This is a genomic window from Streptomyces sp. NPDC001157, from assembly GCF_053598255.1.
In genome coordinates this window covers 25801-47223 of record NZ_JBSFJW010000034.1, presented here as the reverse complement: position 1 = coordinate 47223, position 21423 = coordinate 25801, and the positions used below count along the sequence as shown (strand labels likewise).

28 protein-coding genes are annotated in these 21423 nt (G+C 68.3%); 17 read left to right on the top strand and 11 right to left on the bottom strand.

Annotated elements, in window-relative coordinates:
* Positions 1–38: 38 nt before the first annotated feature.
* The 9 genes from ACWDAG_RS38295 (at position 39) to ACWDAG_RS38255 (ending at position 6425) form a co-directional block, all read left to right on the top strand.
* Entirely contained in the window at positions 39–608 is a 570-nt protein-coding gene (locus tag ACWDAG_RS38295) for a MobC family plasmid mobilization relaxosome protein (protein WP_450700178.1), read from the top strand.
* Entirely contained in the window at positions 605–2317 is a 1713-nt protein-coding gene (locus tag ACWDAG_RS38290) for a relaxase/mobilization nuclease domain-containing protein (protein ID WP_450700177.1), read from the top strand. The genes ACWDAG_RS38295 and ACWDAG_RS38290 overlap by 4 nt, the downstream gene beginning before the upstream one ends.
* Positions 2318–2467: 150 nt before the next feature.
* Positions 2468–2734, top strand: coding sequence for a hypothetical protein (locus tag ACWDAG_RS38285; protein WP_450700176.1), 267 nt, complete (start codon positions 2468–2470; stop codon positions 2732–2734).
* On the top strand, positions 2703–3236 hold the full coding sequence (locus ACWDAG_RS38280) for a DUF6879 family protein (protein WP_450700175.1): 534 nt from the start codon (positions 2703–2705) through the stop codon (positions 3234–3236). The genes ACWDAG_RS38285 and ACWDAG_RS38280 overlap by 32 nt, the downstream gene beginning before the upstream one ends.
* 15 nt (positions 3237–3251) lie before the next feature.
* Positions 3252–4100, top strand: a complete 849-nt coding sequence (locus ACWDAG_RS38275) for a helix-turn-helix domain-containing protein (protein WP_450700174.1) — start codon at positions 3252–3254, stop codon at positions 4098–4100.
* A 172-nt stretch (positions 4101–4272) separates the two neighbouring features.
* Positions 4273–4680 (top strand): ATP-binding protein, encoded by a 408-nt coding sequence (locus ACWDAG_RS38270; protein WP_450700211.1) that lies wholly within the window; start codon positions 4273–4275, stop codon positions 4678–4680.
* Positions 4674–4997 (top strand): hypothetical protein, encoded by a 324-nt coding sequence (locus ACWDAG_RS38265; RefSeq protein WP_450700173.1) that lies wholly within the window; start codon positions 4674–4676, stop codon positions 4995–4997. The genes ACWDAG_RS38270 and ACWDAG_RS38265 overlap by 7 nt, the downstream gene beginning before the upstream one ends.
* Before the next feature lie 183 nt (positions 4998–5180).
* Positions 5181–5315: a hypothetical protein gene (locus ACWDAG_RS38260; RefSeq protein WP_450700172.1), complete on the top strand. Its 135-nt coding sequence runs from the start codon at positions 5181–5183 to the stop codon at positions 5313–5315.
* Between the two features lie 15 nt (positions 5316–5330).
* Positions 5331–6425 carry a cupin domain-containing protein gene (locus ACWDAG_RS38255; RefSeq protein WP_450700171.1) on the top strand — a complete coding sequence of 365 codons (1095 nt, stop codon included), beginning with the start codon at positions 5331–5333 and terminating at the stop codon, positions 6423–6425.
* On the opposite strand, the gene ACWDAG_RS38250 is transcribed toward ACWDAG_RS38255, so the two are convergent.
* Positions 6334–6921, bottom strand: a complete 588-nt coding sequence (locus ACWDAG_RS38250; RefSeq protein ID WP_450700170.1) for a TetR/AcrR family transcriptional regulator — start codon at positions 6919–6921, stop codon at positions 6334–6336. The genes ACWDAG_RS38255 and ACWDAG_RS38250 overlap by 92 nt on opposite strands.
* A gap of 167 nt (positions 6922–7088) precedes the next feature.
* Here ACWDAG_RS38250 and ACWDAG_RS38245 point away from each other — a divergent pair, with 167 nt between their 5' ends.
* Complete coding sequence (locus ACWDAG_RS38245; RefSeq protein ID WP_275774685.1) at positions 7089–7802, top strand: SDR family oxidoreductase; 714 nt, start codon at positions 7089–7091, stop codon at positions 7800–7802.
* Between the two features lie 566 nt (positions 7803–8368).
* Here ACWDAG_RS38245 and ACWDAG_RS38240 read toward each other — a convergent pair.
* The 4 genes from ACWDAG_RS38240 to ACWDAG_RS38225 form a co-directional block, all read right to left on the bottom strand.
* Positions 8369–9196 (bottom strand): enoyl-CoA hydratase/isomerase family protein, encoded by an 828-nt coding sequence (locus tag ACWDAG_RS38240; protein WP_450700169.1) that lies wholly within the window; start codon positions 9194–9196, stop codon positions 8369–8371.
* A 119-nt stretch (positions 9197–9315) separates the two neighbouring features.
* The gene (locus ACWDAG_RS38235) at positions 9316–10122 is read right to left on the bottom strand and encodes a strictosidine synthase (protein ID WP_450700168.1); all 807 of its coding nucleotides are present in this window, start codon (positions 10120–10122) and stop codon (positions 9316–9318) included.
* 31 nt (positions 10123–10153) lie between these two features.
* Positions 10154–11020, bottom strand: coding sequence for an alpha/beta fold hydrolase (locus ACWDAG_RS38230; RefSeq protein WP_450700167.1), 867 nt, complete (start codon positions 11018–11020; stop codon positions 10154–10156).
* A 66-nt stretch (positions 11021–11086) separates the two neighbouring features.
* Positions 11087–12082: an NADP-dependent oxidoreductase gene (locus ACWDAG_RS38225; protein WP_275774681.1), complete on the bottom strand. Its 996-nt coding sequence runs from the start codon at positions 12080–12082 to the stop codon at positions 11087–11089.
* 148 nt (positions 12083–12230) lie between these two features.
* Between ACWDAG_RS38225 and ACWDAG_RS38220 the strand changes: the two genes are divergently transcribed.
* Together ACWDAG_RS38220 and ACWDAG_RS38215 are read left to right on the top strand one after the other, a co-directional pair.
* Positions 12231–12854 carry a TetR/AcrR family transcriptional regulator gene (locus ACWDAG_RS38220; protein ID WP_450700166.1) on the top strand — a complete coding sequence of 208 codons (624 nt, stop codon included), beginning with the start codon at positions 12231–12233 and terminating at the stop codon, positions 12852–12854.
* Positions 12855–12903: 49 nt separating this feature from the next.
* On the top strand, positions 12904–13083 hold the full coding sequence (locus tag ACWDAG_RS38215) for a hypothetical protein (RefSeq protein ID WP_450700214.1): 180 nt from the start codon (positions 12904–12906) through the stop codon (positions 13081–13083).
* Between the two features lie 79 nt (positions 13084–13162).
* Here the strand turns inward: ACWDAG_RS38215 and ACWDAG_RS38210 are convergent, their stop codons facing one another.
* Together ACWDAG_RS38210 and ACWDAG_RS38205 are read right to left on the bottom strand one after the other, a co-directional pair.
* A complete protein-coding gene (locus ACWDAG_RS38210; protein ID WP_450700165.1) occupies positions 13163–14149 on the bottom strand; it encodes a hypothetical protein in 987 nt (328 codons plus the stop codon).
* Between the two features lie 104 nt (positions 14150–14253).
* Positions 14254–15102: a DUF4231 domain-containing protein gene (locus ACWDAG_RS38205; protein WP_450700164.1), complete on the bottom strand. Its 849-nt coding sequence runs from the start codon at positions 15100–15102 to the stop codon at positions 14254–14256.
* Positions 15103–15723: 621 nt separating this feature from the next.
* Here ACWDAG_RS38205 and ACWDAG_RS38200 point away from each other — a divergent pair.
* Complete coding sequence (locus ACWDAG_RS38200) at positions 15724–16290, top strand: hypothetical protein (RefSeq protein WP_450700163.1); 567 nt, start codon at positions 15724–15726, stop codon at positions 16288–16290.
* A gap of 65 nt (positions 16291–16355) precedes the next feature.
* The gene (locus tag ACWDAG_RS38195) at positions 16356–16622 is read left to right on the top strand and encodes a hypothetical protein (protein ID WP_099929897.1); all 267 of its coding nucleotides are present in this window, start codon (positions 16356–16358) and stop codon (positions 16620–16622) included.
* Between the two features lie 92 nt (positions 16623–16714).
* Here the strand turns inward: ACWDAG_RS38195 and ACWDAG_RS38190 are convergent, their stop codons facing one another.
* Together ACWDAG_RS38190 and ACWDAG_RS38185 are read right to left on the bottom strand one after the other, a co-directional pair.
* A complete protein-coding gene (locus ACWDAG_RS38190) occupies positions 16715–16978 on the bottom strand; it encodes a hypothetical protein (RefSeq protein WP_450700162.1) in 264 nt (87 codons plus the stop codon).
* Between the two features lie 127 nt (positions 16979–17105).
* On the bottom strand, positions 17106–17657 hold the full coding sequence (locus ACWDAG_RS38185) for a TSCPD domain-containing protein (RefSeq protein ID WP_450700161.1): 552 nt from the start codon (positions 17655–17657) through the stop codon (positions 17106–17108).
* A gap of 199 nt (positions 17658–17856) precedes the next feature.
* On the opposite strand from ACWDAG_RS38185, the gene ACWDAG_RS38180 reads away from it, so the two are divergent.
* Both ACWDAG_RS38180 and ACWDAG_RS38175 read left to right on the top strand, forming a co-directional pair.
* Complete coding sequence (locus ACWDAG_RS38180; RefSeq protein WP_450700160.1) at positions 17857–18168, top strand: NADPH-dependent FMN reductase; 312 nt, start codon at positions 17857–17859, stop codon at positions 18166–18168.
* On the top strand, positions 18086–18412 hold the full coding sequence (locus ACWDAG_RS38175; protein ID WP_450700159.1) for an NADPH-dependent FMN reductase: 327 nt from the start codon (positions 18086–18088) through the stop codon (positions 18410–18412). Before ACWDAG_RS38180 ends, ACWDAG_RS38175 begins: the two co-directional genes overlap by 83 nt.
* Positions 18413–18770: 358 nt before the next feature.
* On the opposite strand, the gene ACWDAG_RS38170 is transcribed toward ACWDAG_RS38175, so the two are convergent.
* Positions 18771–19403 (bottom strand): GTP cyclohydrolase II, encoded by a 633-nt coding sequence (locus ACWDAG_RS38170; RefSeq protein ID WP_450700158.1) that lies wholly within the window; start codon positions 19401–19403, stop codon positions 18771–18773.
* 123 nt (positions 19404–19526) lie between these two features.
* Positions 19527–20042, bottom strand: a complete 516-nt coding sequence (locus ACWDAG_RS38165; protein ID WP_450700157.1) for a MarR family winged helix-turn-helix transcriptional regulator — start codon at positions 20040–20042, stop codon at positions 19527–19529.
* 65 nt (positions 20043–20107) lie between these two features.
* Here ACWDAG_RS38165 and ACWDAG_RS38160 point away from each other — a divergent pair, with 65 nt between their 5' ends.
* Positions 20108–21238: a dihydrofolate reductase family protein gene (locus ACWDAG_RS38160; protein ID WP_450700156.1), complete on the top strand. Its 1131-nt coding sequence runs from the start codon at positions 20108–20110 to the stop codon at positions 21236–21238.
* The last annotated feature ends 185 nt before the right edge of the window (positions 21239–21423 follow it).

Genomic DNA, 21423 nt, shown 5'->3' with positions numbered 1-21423 from the left:
CGACTCAAGGCCGGTCTTCGGGGATCTCCGCCCCAGGGGTGGCGGAGGAGGCCCAGCGCCAGGGGGCGCCAGGCCAGGACGTCGGGGTCGAGGGCGGCCCCGACGAGGACACACTCCACACCGTCCAGCGCGAGACCCTCCGCCCCGTACGCGCCACCGACACCGCTGAGAGCGTCGGCGGTGAGCCTGTCGTGAAGAGCGTCCAGCCCACGATCCGCCGCTTCACCGGCGCTAAGCGCGTCGCCCGCGTCGGCCCCCTGCGCTTCACCAGCGACGAGCACACCCAACTCCAGGAGGCAGCCGCCGAGCACGGCTACAAGGGCGACTCAGGCTTCGCCGCCGACATCGTCCTCGCCTTCGTCACCGGCCGGTTCACCGCCGACCTGCCCCTGTCCGAGGACCGCCGCCGCACCCACATCTTCCGCGCCCAGGTCCTGCGCCAGCTCAACCGGATCGGCGTCAACGTCAACCAGATCGCCCGCGCCCTCAACAGCGACCTCACCCCACCCGACATCCGCCAACGCCTCACCGAACTCCACCAGCTGCTGGAGCTGATCGCCGAAGTCCTGCGTCAGCCCGCCGACCCGGAGACAGAGGAAGCCGCGTGATCGCCGCCATCAAACCGGCCGGGTCCAACACCCGCGGCCTGCTCGCTTACCTCTACGGCCCCGGCCGCCACGACGAGCACCTTGATCCGCACATCGTGGCCGGGTTCGCGATGCTCGGCATGCCCGACCCCGGCCGCGACGAGAGCGCTACCCTCACCGAACTCGCCCGGTACCTCGATGAACCTGTCCGGCTGCGCAACGGCGAGTTCGGCAAGAAGGTCACCGACCACGTCTGGCACTGCCCCGTCCGGGCCGCACCCGAGGACCGCTACCTCTCCGACGCCGAGTGGGGCGAGATCGCCCAGCGCATCGTCGAGGCGGCCGGCATCGCCCCCGCCGGTGACGACCTCGCCTGCCGCTGGATCGCCGTACGCCACGCCGAAGACCACATCCACATCCTCGCCACCACCGTCCGCGAAGACGGCCGCCGCCCCAAACTCCACGACAGCGGCCTCCGCGTCGGCGACGCTTGCCGCGAGATCGAGAAGGACTACGGGCTGCGCCAGCTGAAAAAGGGCGACCGCACGGGCACCCGCCGCCCCACACAGGGCGAGATGCACAAGGCCGAACGCCTTGGCTGGGACCAGACGAGTCCCGAGTGGCTCGAAGACCGCATCCGGGCAGCGATCCCGCACGTGACCAATGCCGAGGAATTCATCGCCTACCTCGAAGCCGACGGCATCCTGATCAAGGCCAGGCGCGGCCCGTCAGGCGACCTTCTCGGCTACGCCGCCGGCCGCCCCGGGGACCTCAACGAAGGTGGCGAGCAGATCTTCCACCCCGGGAAGAGGATCGCCCCCGATCTCACCCTGCCCAAGATCAAGGCCCGTCTGGAAAACGTCGTGCCGGAGGAGCAGCCCACTGCCCGCCGCGATCGCCCCAGCACCCCCTGGCACCAGGCCACCGACGCCCTCGACACCCTTCGCGCCAACCTCGCCGACGACACCTACGCCCAAGCCCACATCACCGCCCTCGGCGAACTGATCGAAGCTACCGCCCAGAAGGCCCCCGACAACCTGCGCGCCGAACTCCAAGCCGCATCAAGGGCGTTCGCCCGGGCTCAGCGGTCTCAGATCCAGGCAGAAGACCGCGCTGCATACGCACTGCGCAGCGCGGCACGCGACATCGTCCACACCGCCACCGGCCCCGACGGCAGCGCGCTGGCCGCTCTGATCGCAGCCCTGGTGTGGGCCGCCATCATCGCCGGGCGATGGCACGAAGCAAAGAACCACGCCCACCAGGCCGACGCAGCCCACCAGGCTCTACAGCACCTCCAGACCGCCGCCGACCGTGCCCTTCACCCGGCGCTCACCGAACTCGCAGCCCGCCCGCCTAGGGAGGAAACCCGTCGCGTTCTGGCCAGCGATGTACGAGCAGCTGTCCCCGACCACGCCGAGCGGATTCTCAACGACCCGGCCTGGCCCGCGCTCGCCACCGTCCTCGCCGATGCCGAAGCCCATGGGCATCAACCCCACCAGCTCCTCAAGGAGGCTGCCGCTCAGCGCGAGTTGACCACCGCCCGCCAACCCGCCCGCGTGCTGATCACCCGGATCCAGCACACCGGCCGAAACCCGGCACCCAACCGTCGCGCCGAAGCGGCCCGCCGACGCTCGACCATCGCAGCCTCGTTCTCCGCTCAACAGAGTCAGGGGCACCAGCCCACAGCGGCGCCGACCCTCACCGGACAGCAGCATCGACCGCGCCGGTAGAGACCAAGCCCTACGCGGCTTATGCGACTGAGAGCCGGTGCCTTCAAGCCAACGTCGTCCCCGAACCCCCTAGGCGCCCTTGACGGCCCAGGCCCCCTTCGGAACCGTCGCACGCAAGAACGCGCAACCCAGTTGATCCGGGAGGGCATTGTGGACCTACAGTTCATCGGGATCGACCCGAACACCGGCGGCGAGGGGTCGCCGACGGTGTGGGTGGAAGAGGAGACGGCTGACCTGGTCCTCCAGGGCGTCAAGGCCGAGGAAGTGCTGGAGGCACTGATCAGCGGTACGGAGTGGGTGGCCGGGCACGCGGTGGGAATTCCCGCCCACGAGACGGTGATCCGCATCCCCGCCCGCATGGTGCCGATTCTGAGGGAGGCGTGCGATGTCGCAGAGCGGCGTGCTGAGCTTCGCTGAGCTGCTGGCCGGTACGCGCCGCAGCGCGGTGCACCTGGAGATGCGAGACGCGTACGGCGTCGGTGACGAAGCCGAGGAGTTCGAGCAGTTCAAGCGCACCGGCCATGTCGATATCGATCCGACGGCACGGTGGTGGCCAACATGGCTGGGCACCGTGCGGGAGGCCGTCGCCCGTGGTGTGGTGATGCGCCGGGCCAGGATCGTTTCCGAGCCCGTGACGGACTACATCCGGTGGGAGCACACCACTACCCCGCTGAATGTCGATGCCGGTGAGCTGGTGCGCTGGCTGCCCCGCCGGCGGGCCGTGGACATCGCCCTGCCAGGAGCCGACTTCTGGCTGTTCGACGACCGCCTCGTGCAGTTCAACATCTTCACCGGGGACGGTGATTGGGCGGATCCGCCCAAGGAATTCAGCGAGGACCCCGCAGTGGTCAAGCTCTGCTCCGACGCCTTCGAGGCCGTATGGGAGCGCGCCGTCGACCACGAGAAGTACACCGTCTGACCCCCGCCCCACCCCATGACCGCCTCCCCCTCGTCCAGCGCGCAAGCGGCCCGTGAAGCGCTCGCCGTGCGCCTGACACACCTTCGGAAGGACGCCGGCCTCACAGGAAAGGAACTCTCCGCCCGGTGCGGCTGGCACCCCGCGAAAACCACCCGCATCCAAAAAGGCGAGGTGCAGCCCACCGACACGGACATCCGCTCCTGGTGTGCTGCCTGCGGTGCCGCCGACCAGGCCGAAGACCTGATCGCCACGGCCCGTGCCGTCGATTCGATGTATCTGGAGTGGCGCAGGGCCCACCGGACCGGCATGCGCAAGACCCAGGAGGACATCTACGACCGCTACGCGCAGAGCGGCGTCACCCGCGCGTACGTCTCCAACGTCGTGCCCGGCTTCTTCCAGACCCCCGCCTACGCCACGGCCCTGATGGAGGCCATCACTGACTTCCAGGGCACCCCCAACGACGTCTCCGAGGCCGTCGCGGCGCGCGTCGCCCGGAGCCGGTTTCTGTACGAGGGCGGACACCGGTTCGTCGTGCTCATGGAGGAGTGCGTCCTCCGCTACCTCGTCGGCGACGCCGACACGATGGCCGGACAGCTGAGGCATCTGCTGACCGTGATGCCGCTCCCTTCTGTCTCCCTCGGCGTCATCCCCTTCACGGCTCGAAGGACCATGTGGCCGCTGGAGGCGTTCTACCTCCACGACGGCACACGCAGCGTCGTGGAAACCCTCACAGCCGAGGTCAACGTGGTTCAGCCGCGCGAACTCGCCGACTACCGCAAGGCGTTCGGGGAGCTGATGAAGATGGCAGTCCACGGCAACGCCGCCCGCGCCCTGATCAACGCGGCGATCAACTCTCTCGGATGACGTTGCGCAATTCCCCGCAATTTCGTTGAGGCAGAACTTCGGTTCTCCGTACGGTCGTTGGCGTCGCCGGACAAGCCAGGCTCCCCCTCGGCGGCAGTGCAGGAGAGTCCCGCTCGTTCCCCCAGTTGTGAGCGCGACGTCCCAGCCCCGAGGAGACGACCCCGTGAGCGTCATGACCAGACCCACCGCAGTCGGACCGCCCGCCTACACCGAAACCCTCCCTTGCAAGCCTGAGACGGCCCGTCGTGCCCGGCTGCTCGTTACGGCCGCACTGAATACCTGGGGCATAGGCGAGTTGGCCGACGCAGGCACGTTGATCGTCTCCGAGCTGGTGGCCAACGCGGTCCGCCACACCCCTTGCCGTCTGGTCCGGGTGTCCGTCCGCCGCGTCACGAACGATCTCGTACGGATCGGCGTCACCGACAAGTCCCACGCGCTGCCCAAGATGGATCTGGTCACCGACGGCGATGAGACCGGACGCGGCCTGGTGATGGTCGACGCGCTGTCGCACCGCTGGGGCTACGACGAGATGCACTGGGGCAAAACCGTCTGGGCGGAGCTGGCGGTTCCGCCGTGCTGACCTTACGGCTGCTGCCCGAAGGTGAACTGGCGGGCGTCGCCGATCCGCAGCGATGCGTGGAGCTGTCCGTGCCCCGCCGCACCAAAGGCACGGTCACCGTCCGCACTCTGCGCCTGACACCCGCCGACCTGGTACGGCTCCGCACGGAAACCGATCTGGCGCTGGCGGACATCCGCACCGAAGTCATGCGTGCCGAGGCCGCGTGGCGCGAACTGCTCGGGGAGTGGCACGCCGAGGGGCGAGCCGCTGTCGAGGCCAACGAGCCGGAGGCGGCTCTGCTTTCGCGTGTCCTGCAGGGCCTGCGGACCTCTCTGTAGCCCCCATAGGCCCCGCCCGGTGTACCGAAGGACAGCCCCGGGCGGTACGGCGCCCGTGCCCCCAAGGCGGGCGGGCGCTGCTCCAGATCCGCAGCCAGTGACCGACACAACCGACACAGCGGATCTGCTCATGACCTCTCGCTCTGGCTGAGCGGGAGCAAGCCCAGAGAACAGGAGTGCACGATGCCCGAGAACGTCGTCATGAAGCCCGCCGAGGACGGACTGATCGTCTCCCGGAAGTCCATCGCCGCCGCACGCTCCCGTGCGGAGCAGCCGTCCGACGGCGGCTCGACCGGTGTCTCCGACTCCAACGACTGAGCGGAGCCGACAGAAGTGACCGCCTTCTCGAAGGTGGTCGAACGCCTCGGTGGGGACTTCCCCACCGGGGCCTTCGGCGGCACTTACCGCATCTGGCGCAGCGTCGCCGACTTCTCGTCCGTCCTGACGTGGGACGACCTCAACACGGTCATCGGCCTGGGACGCCTCGAAGCGCCTCGCCTCCGCCTTCACCGCGACGGCGAACTCATCCCCTGGCAGCACTACGCCACCGGCGTCACCACCCGCTGGAACGTGGTCTGGCAGCGCATCCAACCCTCGCAGCTGCACGGCCAACTCCACGACGGCGCCTCGCTGGTCCTGGACGCCGTGGATGAACTCCACCAGCCCGCCGAACACTTGGCACAGGCTCTCGAAGGGGTCTTCCGAGGCCGTGTCCAGATCAACGCGTACGCCTCCTGGACCGCCACGGAGGGCTTCGGCACCCACTGGGACGATCACGACGTCATCGTGGTCCAACTCGAAGGGGCCAAGCAGTGGCGCCTGTATGGGCCGACCCGAATCAACCCGCTCCACCGTGACACTGAAGCCCCGGAGCCGCCGGCAGACGATCCCATAGAAGAAATCGTCCTGCGCGCCGGCGACATGCTGTACCTGCCCCGGGGCTGGTGGCACGCGGTGGCAGCCACCGATGGCCGCACCCTGCACCTGACGTGCGGACTCCAGACCACAACCGGCGCGGATCTGCTCGGCTGGCTCTCGGACCGGCTGCGGACCTCGGAAACCGTACGCGCGCACCTGCCCGTCTTCGCCTCTCCGCAGGAACAGGCCGCCTACCTCGAACTCCTCCGCAAGGAAGTCGTGGAGGCCCTCCAGGACGGCGCGATCGGGGACTTCCTCACCGCGCGGGACGGCGTCGAACCGGGCCGCCCCATGCCGTCACTGCCGTTCCTCGGAATGGGCAGTAACGGCCGGATGACCTGCCATTTAGGGGGTGCGGGCCATGACGCAGCCGAGGACCACCCGGATGGTCGCCTGGGCCTGAGGCTGGGGCCGCGCTTCAGCGAGGCAGCAGGACCTCAATCTGCCCCTGGATGTCCTGCACGATCTCCTCGACGCTCAAGGCGATGTTCACGCTCGCCGCCATGCTGAGGAACATCACGGCGGACACGATGTGTGCCAGCGTCGCGGCGTCGCCCTCTGCGACCCTCTCGTCTCGGCGCAGCACGGCGGCGATGGCCTCCTCGGTCTGCGCGACGATGGCGAGTGCTTCGCTGTGCCGGGGCTCCTCGGGGTCACCGAAGGCCATCTCTCGCAGGTAGGTGCGTCCGTTGTCGATCTGGGTGCGGTTGCACTCGACGATCGGCCGGACGATCGCCAGCACCGCGTCCAGCACGCGTGGGACGGTCTCGGCGTCCGCCCGGCCCTGCTCGAGCGCTTCGGCGTACTTGGCGTTCTGCACAAGCAGGAGGAGTTCGCCCTTGGTCTTGGCATAAAGGAACAAGGTCCCGGTGCCGATGTCGGCCTTGTCCGCGATCTGCTGGGTCGTGACCTCATCGACGCCGTGTTCGGCGAACAGTTCACTGGCGGCAGCGACGATGCGGTCGAGCTTTTCCTGCTTGTTCCGCTCGCGCCGTCCGACAGGCATGGCAGTGTCCTCCAGGATTCGATTCTGACTATAGTCAGTTATGATTGTACTCAGTGCCGTGTGAGCTCGACTGTGGCTCCGCTCATTCTCCCATCGCGGGGCGGCGTGTCGTTGCTCCATCCGTGCGCAGCCACGTACCTCGCATCCCCCTCGGAAAGAAGGAGCCCATGCCCTCCCTCGATGGAGCAGTCGTCCTCGTCACCGGCGCCAATGGCGGTATCGGTACCCACTTCGTCCACGACGCCCTGGCTCGCGGCGCCGTCAAGGTCTACGCCACTGCCCGCTTCCCCCGCGCCTGGGACGATGACCGCATCGTCCCCCTGACCCTTGACGTGACCGACCGCGCGTCGATCGACGCGGCCGTGGCAGCCGCGGCGGATGTCACCGTGCTCGTCAACAACGCGGGCGCCATCCCGCCGAGCGCGAGCCTGCTGGACGTCACCGAGGCGGACATCCGGGCGAACATGGAGACGAACTTCTTCGGACCGGTCTTCCTCGCCCGCGCCTTTGCACCGGTCCTCGCCGCCAAGAAGGGGTCAGTCCTCATCGACGTGCACTCCGTTGCCAGCTGGTATGCCTTCGGCGGCGCCTACAGCGCGTCCAAGGCCGCACTGTGGTCGGCCACCAACTCGCTGCGCATCGAGTTCGCACCCATGGGCGTCCACGTGACGGGGGTGCACATGGGCTATGTCGACACCGATATGGCCGCGCACGCTGACGGACCCAAGATGCTGCCGACGCAGCTGGTGACGACGGTCTACGACGCCGTCGAGGCCGGAGAATACGAGGTCCTGGCCGACGAGTTGACCAAGGGGGTCAAGGCGGCTCTGAGCGGCCCGGTCGAGGCGCTTTACCCGGACCTTCACAGCACGGACGCCTGAGCTTGTTCTTCGGCCCCGACGTGATCTCTTCACGTCGGGCTCCGTGATCCATGGCGTTTGAACAGTTGGCCGGCCGGTGTCGAGAAGGGGTGCACCGTCGCGGCCGTCGAGCCGTGGATGACATCGGCGGTCGATCCGGTAGCAGCCCGATCAGCAGCGGGGCACCACCGTGGTGACAGACCATCGCGGCTTTCGGGCCACGGGCTCAGGCGGTGCCAGGCATCGCGAGGTCGGCCCGGTCGGTGTCGGTGAAGATTGGTCAGGCCATGCTCGGCGCGCACTCGTCCGCGCATCATCCGGTGTAGTTCGTCCAGCGACCGCCGGGGCACTTCCCCCGCCGCCACTCGCAGCGGTGTCGGCGGGTACAGGCTGCGCCACTTGGCGGTGAGTCCTGGTCAATCGGCCCGTGGCCCGAAGAGGGCGCCGACGCGTTCGAATTCGCCCGTGATGTTGGTGCCCGGTCGACCAAGGTGCCGAAGACGTCGGAAATCAGGTGGGCCCCGCGGCAAAAGAGGACGGACGCGGCATCCGCTGCGTCCGTGCTCGTTTCCTGGTGGGTGTCAGCGTTACTGGTTGGCGATGCCGATGTAGTGCCCGAGACGGTACTCGAAGTCGATGCCGGCCTGTTCGACGACGGCCTGCGTGCCTGCGGCCCGGGTGAGGAACCCGGGGAGGGTGAGGGAGTGGGTGAACTCGCCGTACGCGGCGACCAGGTCCGCGTCCGGGGGCAGGGATGCCCGGTTGATCTGGGCTTTGGCCGAGGCGAGTGAGGTGCGGTCGAAGGAGGCGAGCCGGGCGGCGACGGTGCCGACGAAGTCGTCGAGTTCGCTGTCGGGGAGGGCGCGGGTGACCCAGCCCCAACGCTCGGCGGTGTCGGCGTCGTAGTCGTCGCTGGTGAGGATGGCTTCCAGGGCGCGGTCGCGTCCGATGGCCCGGGGCAGGCGTTCGCTGCCACCACCGCCGGGCAGCAGTCCGCTACCGACCTCGGGCTGTCCGAAGATCGCCTTCTCACGACTGGCGTAGCGCAGATCGAGGGCGAGGGCGAGCTCGTTCCCGCCGCCGCGGGTGCGTCCACGGATGGCCGCGATGGTGATGTAGGGCGCTTTGGAGAGTTCCAGGACCAGATTCGTCCAGGCCGGCGCCGCGTCCGGGTCCTCGGGGGCGGGGAAGTCGGCTGCGGCAGCCAGGTCGAAGTGGTTGTAGAAGAAGTCGGGGGTGGCGCTGTCGAACAGCACGACCTGGATGTCCGGGTCGGTGGCCAGTTCGGTGACGATCTCGATGAGGCGCAGGACTGTCTCGCCGACGATGAGGTTGACGGGCGGGTTGGCGAAGGTGATCTTCGCGATCTGCGGTGAGGTGCGCTCGTAGTGGATGGTGCTCTGCTGCTCGCTCATGGCTGGCTCCGGATGCGTGGTGGGTATCAGACGGCGATTGGGGTGCGAGGAGGGCAAGGAAGCCGGGGCGGATGGATGTGCCGAGCAGATCCGGCGGTCCCGCTTCCCGTCCGCGCTGCTCACTCCTGGTAGTGCGGGAGGATCTCGCCGTCCTTGACGTAGGTGAGGGCGGCGGCGACGTCGTAGGCGTGGATCGCGGAGACCTGCGGTGCCAGCCGGTCGGACAGGTCCTCGATCGCGTTGCCGCTGAAGAAGGCGTCCCGTGCCGCGGTGTCGGTGAACCCGAGGCTGACCGAGGCGTGGAAGCGCTGGTCGTGGGGGTTGTCGTGGGCGACGTCCGGGGTGTCCCAGAGCTTTTTCGTCCAGGGCAGGAACGTCTGCGTGCGCAGTTCCGTCAGCGCTCCGGTGCCGGCGAGCGCGGGGGCGAGCTGCTCGTTGACGAACTTCCGGAAGGCGCCGGCGCCGACGCCGTCCCTGCGGCGAAGGTAGATCAGCGCGCGGGCACCGACCGTCTGTCCGGGGCCTGCGACGTCGTACCAGCGGGATGAGTTCGGCGGGCCGGTGTAGAGCAGGGTGCGGCGGAACACGTTGATCTCGTCGGCGTAGGCCAGCTTCGTCTGCTTGCGCCCTTTCAGGGGTGCAAGCGCCGATTGGAAGGTGACTTCCGCGACGCCGTCGATCTTCCGGTCGGCGGGGATCGCGGTCTGGACCCCGTCGATGGCCGGCCACCGGCCCGGGTTGTGCTCGGCGAGGTGGATCTGCCGGTACTCCTCCAGGCCCGGGGTGGCGGAGATGATCCCTGAGTGCGGGCCCTTCCAGTGGTCCATGCCGGTCTGGCGGGGCTGGTCGGTGCGCACCCACAGCAGGATCGAGGAGGTGAGAGGCTTCTTCACTTCCGGGGGCGCGGCGACCGGCGACGTGCTCATGATGTTGCCCTTTTTCCTGGTCAGATGGCGGTCATCGGGCCAGGAACTCGACCGCTACGGGGGCGAACTCCTGGTGGTACTGGAAGATGCCGCCATGCCCGGAGTCGGGGTAGATGATCAGCTCGCTGCCCTTGATGCGCCGGTGCAGGTCCTCCGACAGGACCGACGGCACCATGCGGTCGTTGTCGCCGTTGGCGATCAGGGTGGGCTGCGTGATCGACGACAGGTCGTCGGGGGTGGAGCGCCCCCACTTCTTGATCGCCTTCAGCTGCGTCTGGAACGCCTTGGTCTTGATGTCCGCGTCGCGGTCGACGGTGCGCTCCTTGAGCCGGTTGACGAACGCGCGCGCGGCGGGCTTGCCGGTGGCGTTGCGGTTGAAGAACAGGAACTCCTTGGGGTCCGAACGGGTCAAGGTGGCGCGCAGGATGTCCCAGTACGTGATTCTGGCGACCTTGTCCATGTCCTTGCCGCCCTTGGGCCCGGTGCCGGTGAGGACCAGCTTGCGGACGAGCTCGGGGTGCTTCACCACCAGGGCCTGGGCGACCATGCCGCCGAGGGAGAACGAGAAGACGTCGATCTTGTCGTACCCGAGCGCCCTGATGAAGGTGTAGGCGTCGTCGGCCATCGCCTCGACACTGTCCGGCACCTGGCCGGTGGATGCCCCGACACCGCGGTTGTCGAAGGCGATGACGTGACGGCCCTTCGCGATGGGATCGATGATGCGGGGGTCCCAGTTGTCCAGGGTCGCGGCGAGGTGGACGAAGAAGACGACGGGGATGCCGCCCTTCGGGCCCAGCTCGCGGTAGGCGTAGGTGACGCCGCCTGCGCGGACGGTGCGGGCCGGGGCCTTCGCGTAGGAGGTGATGACGGGTTCGTTCGGGGTGTCTGTGCTGCTCATGACGGATTCTCCTTGCGTGTTCCGTGTCGCTGTGTGTTTCGTGTCGCCCGTCGCGGTTGCGGCGGGTCAGCTGTTGCCGATGACGGCCTTGCCGCGGATGCCGCCCTGGGACAGGGACTGCAGCGCCTGCGGGGTCTGGTCGAAGGGGAACACCTTTCCCACGACCGGGCGCACCGCGCCCTGGTCGATGAGGGTGGTGATCTGGCGGAGCTGGTCGCCGCTGGCGTGCATGAACAGGAACTCGTACGTCACGCCGAGCTTCTTCGCCTGCTTGCGGATCTTGCGGCTCAGGGCTGTGACCGCGAGGCGCAGCAGCGGGTTCAGGCCGGCCTGGCGGGCGAACGCGGGGTCCGGGGGACCGGCGATCCCGATGGCCTTGCCGCCGGGCTTGAGCACCCGCAGGGACTTCTCGAGGGTCTCCCCACCGATGCTGTCCAGCACCAGGTCGTAGCCGGTCAGGAGCTGCTCGAAGTCCTGGGTGCGGTAATCGATCACCGTGTCCGCGCCGAGCGCGCGCACGTAGGCCGCGTTGGAACCGCTGGCGGTGGTGGCGACGCTCGCGCCGAGGTGCGCGGCGAGCTGGATCGCGATCGAACCGACCCCGCCGGCGCCGGCGTGGATGAGAACCTTCTGCCCGGGCCGCAGCTTCCCGCGCTCCACCAGCGCCTGCCACGCCGTGAGCGCCGCCAGCGGCAGCGAGCCGGCCTCTTCCATGCTGATCGAAGCGGGCTTGAGCGCCAGGTCGCCCTCCGCTACGGCGATGCGCTCGGCGAACGTGCCGATGCGGTCCTGGTGGGGCCGGGCGTAGACCTCGTCTCCGGGCTTGAAGCCGCGAACTGCCGTCCCGACGCGGACGACGGTGCCCGCAACGTCGTTGCCCAGGATCAGCGGCACCTTGTAGGGCAAGATCTGCTTGAACTCACCGGCGCGGATCTTCTCATCCAGCGGGTTCAGTCCGGCGGCCTCCACCCGGACGAGCACGTCGTGCTCCCCCATGGTGGGTTCGGGGACGTCCGCCTCCTGCAGCGGCTCCTTGTACTTGGTGACGACGAACGCTCGCATGGGGCGCCACTCCTTGTCTTCGTCCTATTGATCCAGGCATGAGGCCAGATCGGCCAAGTCGGCGTGACGTCTGGGGCCTCGCCTCACTCCATCAACCCGAGTACACTCAATTATGAGTCGACTCAGAATTATTGTCAAGGGAGGTCCCATGGCACGCGGCCGCATGCCGATCGGGCGCCGCGAGCGGGCCAAACAGGCCAAGCGCGAGCGCATCATGACCGCAGCCCGCGAACTGTTCGCCGAACACGGCGTCAGCGGGGTCACGACACAGCAGGTCGCCCACCGGGCCGACGTCGCGATCGGCACCCTCTACCTGTACGCGTCCACGAAGGCCGAGTTGCTGATCATGGTGCAGAACGAGAAGTTTGCCGCCGCCATCGATTCCGGCCTCGCCGCCGCCAACGCCGCCGTCGGACAGGGCGTGCTGGAGCCGGTCATCGCTCTCCTCCGTCCCGTGGTGGAGTGCCTGAGGGAGCACACCGAGAACGGCCGCACATACCTGCACGAACTCGTCTTCGGCGACCCGGCCGAGCCCTACCGGCAAGCGGGTCTAGCCCTTGCCGACCGCCTCGAGGACGGCATCACCGGCCTGCTCACCCACAACGAGTACATCGATGCCGCCGACGCGGCGACGCTGGCGCGGGTGATCACCGCGATCATCCACATCAGCACCACCGCCACTCTGTACCTGCACCGCAGCGACGAAGCCGTCCTCGGCGACATCCGCGACCAGATCCACGCCACTCTGGCACCCCACCACCGCGCGGCATGACCACTCGCTCCACGAGCCAACCATCGAACACCTTGGCAAGGGGCACGTCATGAGTGCGCACTACGACGTCGTCGCCCTTGGCGCCGGCCCGAGCGGGTACGTCGCCGCGATCCGCGCCGCGCAACTCGGCAAGAACATCCAGTCCGGCAGTGCGGACAACGGACAGCCGCAAACCCTGTCCATAACACCGCACGGTGGGCCCCGGGTGCCGCTTGATGGGTGGGCGTAGATTCCACCTCCGCTGGTGAGGCTCGCGATTGGGAGACGTCCACCCCATACCAGGCCGCGGCGCCGTCGCCCGCCAGAAGTCATCCCGGCAGTAGCTCCAGCATGCGGGACACGCGGGCCCAGCCAGCAACGATGATTGCGGCCAGCGCTGCAGTGCCAATGGTCAGCCACGGAGTCAGGTCCTTACTCACACCGAAGGCTGCGAATACCTTGGCCGCTCCTATCGCGGCCCCCATCGCCGCCAGGATCGCAGCCGCGATGTGCGCGGATTCCCGCCATTGGCTGCGAAGGCGTGAGACGGGGCGCACGCCCTCAAGCTGATCAGCCGGTAGCAGCGCTGCATGCTTGCCTTCAAGGTGGCTCTCTGCGATAGCGATCTGCAATCGGGCCAGCTCGCTGAGCGCCTGGCGAGGATCGACATCGACTCTTTGCAGGGCGTCGCGCTGAGCGCCGGCAACGAGCGCTGCATGCTGCTTTATTGGTCTGATTCTCGGCGATCTCCGGGACACAGAGCGAGATGCCCGGTGAACCTTGAACAAGTACTGCTCTATTTCTCGGCAGCTCTTGTCGACCCGTCGAAATGCGGTTGCGCGAGCTCGACCGCGTGCCGTGCGGGCCTTCGCACACGCGACGACAGCGTGGATGCACTTGAGAACCAAGGCGTTCCTCGCGGTTGTGCTGTGACGGAAACACCACGCCATGGGCGGGAGGGCCCACAGGGCCATGAACGCGCACCACGCTGCCCAGTCCCTCGGACTCAGATGAGGAGATGCGCTGTTGTTGCTCCGGGCTGCCAGCCATCGATAGTGGGCAACAGCTCGTTCTCCCCATGGCCAATCGCCGGCGTGTACCGCGCTCTCCGCCACGTTCACCGAGAACCGCCACAGAAGCGCCATCGCCAGGAAGATACCGAGGCCAACGACGATCAGTTCAGGGTAGGGACGCCATGACCGCAAGGTCCCGCGGATCTTCGCCGCATCTTCGAGCGGTATCTCCAACGCGGAAAGCGCAGCCTCCAGCTCTGCTCGCCTTTGTGCAGCCCAGCCTATTTGGCTCTGTTTCTGCATCCAGCGCCGCCATCTGGCCCAGCGGCGGAGCATCCACCAGCCAGACCGCAGGGCTAACGAACTCACGAGTTTCCGGTCCCTTTCTGACTACTGCTCGTTGTGACTCACGCAGCGGGTGGCGTGGTGGGCGAAGCCTGTTCCGTGGGCTGGTCCAGCTGTTGCTGACGCCGACGTTGCTCGTTGCGCAGGTCCTCGACGCGCTGAGTGAACAACTTGAGGGCCTCCTGCTCTTGGGCAGGTTCGAACTCGCTGTACGGACCCATCCCGAGAGCGACCGCATTGGCTTCTTTCTCGACATCGTCGGCGGTCTGCTGCAGGAAGAAGCTGCGCTCGCGGTACTTGTAGTAGCCGGTGAACGCCGCCGCGAGCGTGACAGCGAAGCTGATGCCGGTGAGAGAAACGCTCTGCCAGGTCAACTGCTGGCCCGTATCCAGGGCAGCAATGGTCGTCGTTGTGGCGGAGCCGATGATGATGAGGGACTGCAGGATGTTGTGAACGCGGCGGTACTTACGGCTGTCGGCCTGGTACTGCTCGATGATTCCAGTGACGTCCTCGCGGTAGAGCAGGCGCCGCTCGGACAGCGGAGGATGCTCATGGGCGTTCAGCCGGCGCAGCGACTCCCGGGTCTCCTCCAGTTCCGCTTCCAACTCGTGCCTGTTCTTGAGCGACCTGTCCGTCGTGATCACGATGGCCGCAGCGCACAACACGATCACTGCACCGCAGATGATGTTGCCTTTGAGGAAGCGCGAGGATTCCCACGTCAATGCGGTTCCGCAGGCGGCGGTCAGGGCTGCCGCCACCCCGATCATCAGAGCGATGCGCTGAGCACGGTTGATCATCAGGCGCCGGGAGAGCAGGACTTCCGCGGCTCGCACATCATTGCGAGTGTCGAACGGAAAGCGTCGGCCCGCTCCCCCTAAGCGGCTGGGAGCGTCGTCGTCCAAACTGCGCACCACGGATTGGGTATCCCTCCCGTTCCTCCGTATGGCCGCTCGGTCGGCGGGACGGGCCTCACCCGACCCCGTCGCATACGATCAGCCCGGATCACTGCTGACCCTGCCATGAAGGCCAGGGAGACGTCAGGCAGAAGGGTGGAAAAGTACTGGTCACCAGCTTGTCTTGCGTGAGCGATGCGTGAGCGGACGGTGCAGCAGCGGTCACCACGGAGCAGACCGCTCATCAACCAACACCTGTCCTGACCAGGCAGTTCCGGAAACCGAAGCAGTGTCCGGAACCACCCAGCAAGATCACACCAGGACTTTTAATCCATTGGTTGTGGGTTCGAGTCCCACAGGGCCTACCGGTGGTGGTCGGGGGATACGCCCTCTGACCTGCTGCGCAGCGCTCGGGTCGGCTTCGGTCGGCTCGGGCGCTGGCTCGTTTTCGGAGCCATGCGTGAGCGGATGAGCGGCGCAGGGAGGACGCTGACTTTCGGCGGTGTGCGGACCGGCGCCCGGCTACCAAAGTCACGGGGCGGCCGGCGAAGGGGCGACGCGTGGGCGCCGCGGCCGGTGGCAGGTTGGCTTCATGGGTGAAGACGAGACACTCCGGTTCCGGGGCGATTACGCAGTCTCGTGCGCGAGCACGTGGCGGGCACCGCGCGCGAGGCGGCCGGGCTCGCCCTGCGGGCCGGAGTCGACATCAGCCTGTCGTGGGACGAGATCTCCCTCGACCAACTGGCCGCCGCCGTACGGGAGGGCGGCGTAGACGAAGCGCTGCTCGACCGTGCCGTACGCCGGGTGCCGACCCTGAAGGAGCGGCTCGGCCTCTTCGAGAACCCCTACGCCGATCCGGACCGGGCCGAGCGGGTCGTCAACTGCGCGGCGCTCCGGGCGGACGTGGCGGTCGTCGTGGTCGGCGAGCAGACGAAGGGCGGCTACTTCTCCCCGGACCGCACCGACGGCGAACTGAAGGACACCGCCTCGCTGGACCTGACCGGCGTACAGGAGAGGCTTCTGAAGGAGGTGCACGCGGGGGCGGGGCGGTCGCCGAGGCGCTGTTCGGCGACATCGAGCCGACCGGCAGGCTGCCCGTCACCTTCCGAGGCATCTGAGGTCGGCCGCGGGGTTTTCGCTGCGAGAACACATGCGAGATCACGACACCTGGCGCGCTGCCGTCCGTTTTGGGGTATTTACCACTAATCTCCCGTTGCAACAAGGAGTTGATCTGTCACAGGTCGCATCCACTTCGCTCCACCGGAGATGACATGCACAAGCTTCGCAAGGCTGCCGTCCTGCTCGCCGCCCTCGGGAGTGTCGGGTTTCTGAGCGCCGGCGGCGCGCACGCCGATGGTGGCGTCGGCGTCCAGCAGAGCACCACCTGCAGGTCGCACGACCTGAACATCAGCGTCCTCGGTGAGGTCGGGCTCATCAACGGCCTGTTGGGCAACGCGCTCAACGGCGAGGGCAACACGGGGGCGCAGAGCACCTCCGAGGGTTCGGACATGGGCTGCAGCAACGCCTTCGGCAAGTAAGGCGTAGACGGCCGCTGTCGGATGAACGGCCTGCTGGGCGGAGTGCCCAGCAGGCCGTGGCCGTTCACCACGGCCTGCTGGACAGGGCTTTGTTACTTGGCCGCCGGCGGAGTGACGTTGCCGAGGTTGAAGTCGCTCCCCGTCGTGAAGGCGGGAGCCGCGTCCGGGCTGCCGTGGCGCCCGCTGTGGCTGTCGTCGTCGTAGGCCACGGCGTTGGACTGCGAGTTGGCCACCGCGGTGACGCCCTCGTCGTCGTGGTCGTGGCCGTGGTCGTGGGCGAAGCTGGCACCGGCGCCGAAGGCGGACAGGCCCGCGATCGCTGCGGCTACGACGGCAACGCGCTGGAACTTACGCATGGTTAGACCCTTTCTTAACCCGGGCGCGACGCCCTGGCTCGACTACGTATTGTGACAATATATGCACTTATAGTAGTCATTTGGGATCTTGGGGTTGTTTGCGTGCCGTGTCGTTTTTTCGTATGACTCAGCCGCGGCGGGGTCGCCCCACCATCGGTGCGGACATGGACAGGCCCACGAGGTCGGTCCACACGGCGTCGCCGACCCCGTCGAGGGTCTGTTTCGCGGCGCGTTCCCCGGCGGTGAGGATGCCGAGGCCGACCCGGATCTCGTAGGGCAGGTGGTCGAGGGCGAGGCGGCGGCCGACGTAGTCCATGACGGAGCCGGCCTGCTTGATGTCCGGGTCGTTGGTGAGGCCGGAGGGTTCGAAGCGGGTCCCGACGTAGTCCGCGACGAGGATTTCGAGCGGGACGCCGTGCTGGAGGCCCCGGGTGACGGTCGAGGAGAAGGCGTCCATCATGCCCGCGAGCGTGGAGCCCTGCTTGGCCATGCGGACCATCACCTCGGCGACGCGGCCGTCGGGGGTGTGCGCGACGGTGAGGTATCCCTTGCCCTCGCCGACGCTGAATGACCGGGTCGTCGACCGCATACGCCTCCCGGGGCGCGGTACGGCGGGCCGGGCCGTCGCCAGCGTCTCGCCGCCCACCCGTGTCGTACCGTCTCCGAATCGCTCAGTCATGAACGTCCTCACTCGTCGTCGATCTGCGGCTGCCTGGGACATGCGTGGCCCAATTCCGGCCGGGCGCACCCTTGTACACAATCTGTGGGTATCAACTCGCCGTCGGCCACAACATGTTGGGGTTGAAGATAAGGGCGGGAGGGCGAGGGAGCGGCTGTGGCGCGCCGGAAGGGGGCTTGGTCCGCAGTAAGTTGGGCGGATGTCCACGTTGCCGGTGATCCTGTTGCTGTCCGGGAGCCTGCGGGTCGGCTCCACCAACGAGGCCGTGCTGCGCACCGCGCGGGCCGTGGCGCCCTCGGTGCCGGTGGAGGCCGTGCTCTACGACGGTCTGGCGGGCCTTCCGCACTTCAACCCCGATGACGACGTGGACCCGTTGCCGGAGGCCGTGGCCGGACTGCGGGGGGGGGGCGATCGATGGGGCGGCCGGGGTGTTGGTCTGCACTCCGGAGTACGCGGGGACCCTGCCGGGGGCGTTCAAGAACCTGCTCGACTGGACGGTCGGCGGCACTGAGATCTGTGACAAGCCGGTGGCCTGGGTCAACGCGGCGGCACCGGGACGCGGGCAGGGCGCGGAGGCCACGCTGCGGACGGTGCTCGGCTACACCGGCGCCGACATCGTGGAGGAGGCCTGCGTGAGGATCGCGGTGGGGCGGGAGACGGTCGGTGCGGACGGGGTTGTCACCGATCCGGAGATGCACCGCCAACTCGCTGAGGTGCTACGGCTGTTGGCGGCTCGGGGGGCCGGGACTGCGTGAGGCGCGAGGAGGGCGGGGCGCGGCTTGGGCGGCTCACGCTCATCGGGCGGCTCGGCCTGTGACACCTGTGCGCCGCCGCCCCCGGCGTACCTGACCGGCGCAGATGGTGTAGCCCGCTGCACCGTGCCGCCGGGTGGGGGTCGCTTGGCGTGGCGGTATGGGAAAGGCGGCCGCGTACTTCGTGGTGGCGGAGGCGCTGACCAACGCCGCCAAGTACAGCGGTGCACCCGGGCCTCGGTCCGGCTCGAACGGCTCAGATGCGGGCTTCGGGTGCGGGTGATCGACGTGCTGCTGCCGTGCGCGTGGTGAACGGCGGCTGCCCGGCATCCCGCGGTCATCGGCCCGAGCCGGCCCGGGGTCAGCCCGCGCTCAGCTCCGCGAGCGGCAGCGTGTGCTGGGTCTGGAGGACCTTCGCACGCAGGTAGCGGACGTTGTGGGCCGTGGTGAAGACGCCGGTGGGGACGCGGTCGTGGACGTCGATGCCCAGGTCGCGGAGCTGGCCCGCCTTGTCGGGGTTGTTGGAGAGCAGGTCCAGGCTGTCGATGCCCAAGGCCTTGAGCATCTGCGCCGCCGCCGTGTAGTCGCGGTCGTCCTCGGGCAGCCCCAGGGCCGCGTTCGCCTCGTACGTGTCGAGGCCCTGGTCCTGGAGGGCGTACGCGTCCAGCTTGTTGTAGAGGCCGATGCCGCGGCCCTCCTGGCGCAGGTAGAGCAGCACACCGCCGCGCTCCGCGATCCGCTCGACCGCCTCCCGCAGCTGCGGACCGCAGTCGCAGCGGGCCGAGCCGAACACATCGCCGGTCAGGCACTCGGAATGCAGGCGGACCAGGGGCGTTGTACCGGGAGCCGGGTCGCCCAGGACGACGGCCACGTGCTCCTGGCCGTCGGTCAGGCCGTGGAAGGTGACCAGTTCGGCGTCGACGCTGTAGCCGTCCTGGAAGCGCAGCGGGACCCGGACGCGGGAGCGCGGGGTGGCGGCGGGGAAGTCGGGCATGCGGGTCTCCGGGGTCGTCCATATCTGCTTCAGTTTTGAAGCAGGTGCATGGTCGTGAACCCTACCTCATGCTTTAAATTTGAAGCAATAGCTTTTCGGGATACTCCGGGTTTCCGGGCCGTCTCAGGAACACGGACCGGAGGAGCGGCGGCGCCAGGGGACGTCCTCCGCGGTGGGACGCTCCTCGTCCCGCTCCAGCGCCTGCACCACGCCCGAGAAGATCTCCTCCAGCTGCTCGACCTGCTGCGGGGTCAGCTGGTCGAAGAGCAGCGAACGCACGGTCTCCACATGACCCGGCGCCGTCCGCTCCAGTACGGCCATCCCCTCGTCGGTCAGCATGGCGAAGCTGCTGCGCTTGTCCCACTGGCAGTCCTCGCGCCGGATCAGACCGTCCTTCTCCAGCCGGGTCACGGCGTACGTCAGCCGGCTGCGCGTGATCTTCGCCTGCTCCGCGAGATCGGTCATGCGCAGCCTGCCGTCCGGCGCCTCGGAGAGGTTGGCCAGGATGGAGTAGTACAGATGCGGCATGCCGGCGTCCTGCTGGAGCTGCCGGTCGATCGCGTCCTCCAGGAGGTGCGTCGCCGCGATGTACGCGCGCCAGGCGCGCTGCTCCTTCTCCGTGAGCCAGCGAGTCGTCATGCCCCCAGTGTAAGTTTGTTTCAAACTTTAACCAAGCCTGCCCGCCGCCGAGAGTGAGCGCGTCGATGCCGTACCCGTACGTCCTGCTGTCCGCCGCCGTCTCCCTCGACGGCTACCTCGACGACACCGGACCCGAGCGCCTCCTGCTCTCCAGCCCGGCGGACTTCGACCGCGTGGACGAGGTCCGTGCCTCCGTCGACGCGATCCTCATCGGCGCCGGCACGATCCGCGCGGACAACCCGCGCCTGCTGGTCAACTCGCCCGCCCGTCGCGCCGCCCGCGTCGCGGCCGGACAGCCGGAGTACCCGCTCAAGGTCACGGTCAGCGGCTCCGGAGACCTGGACCCGGACGCCAATTTCTGGCACACGGGAGGCGAAAAGCTCGTCTTCACGACCGACAAGGGCGCCGAGCGTGCCCGCGCCCTCGGCCTCGCCGCCGACGTCGTCCCGCTCGGCCCCGACCTCGACTGGCGCCGCCTCCTGGAGCATCTGCACGAGGTACGCGGCGTGCGCCGCCTGATGGTCGAGGGTGGCGGCACGATCCACACCCAGCTCCTCCAGCAGGGCCTCGCCGACGAGCTCCAACTCGTCCTCGCCCCCCTCTTCGTGGGCGACCCGGACGCCCCCCGCCTCTTCGGCCCCGGTACCTACCAGGCCGGACGCCTGCGTCTGACGGAAAGCCGCCGGATCGAGGACGTGGTCCTCATGCGCTACGAGCCCACGGCCCCCGGCACCGGCCAGCTCCCCACCGCCGCCGACCACCACTGGCTCGCCCTCGCCTGCGACCTCGCGGCCGAGTGCCCGCCCTCGCGCACGGCCTTCAGCGTCGGCGCGGTGATCGTCGCCGCCGACGGCACGGAACTCGCCCGCGGCCACTCCCGCGAGGGCGACGACCCGGTCGTCCACGCCGAGGAGGCGGCCCTGTCCAAACTGGACCCGGCCGACCCCAGACTGGCGTCGGCAACGGTCTACAGCAGCCTGGAACCCTGCGCCCACCGCGCCTCCCGCCCCAAGCCGTGCGCACGGCTGATCCTCGACGCGGGGGTCCGACGGGTGGTCACGGCCTGGCGCGAACCGGACACATTCGTGGCGGGGGCGGACGGGAGCGGACTGCTGACGGGGCGGGGGGTAGAGGTGGTCGTACTGGAGGAGTACGCGGACCGGGCAAAGGCGCCGAACGATCATTTGTTGGGGTGACATTTCGGCGCCGGGCGGCATCTTTCAGCCCGTCCGGCGTTTGAGGACGAGGCCGTTCAGGCCGAAAGCGGGGGTCTGGGGGCGGCAGCCCCCAGCACCGCCCGCCACAACCACCCCGCACCGGCCGATCGGCCCAACAGATCCTGCGCCCGACCTCCGGAAGGGCGACCCTGACCGTACCGGCC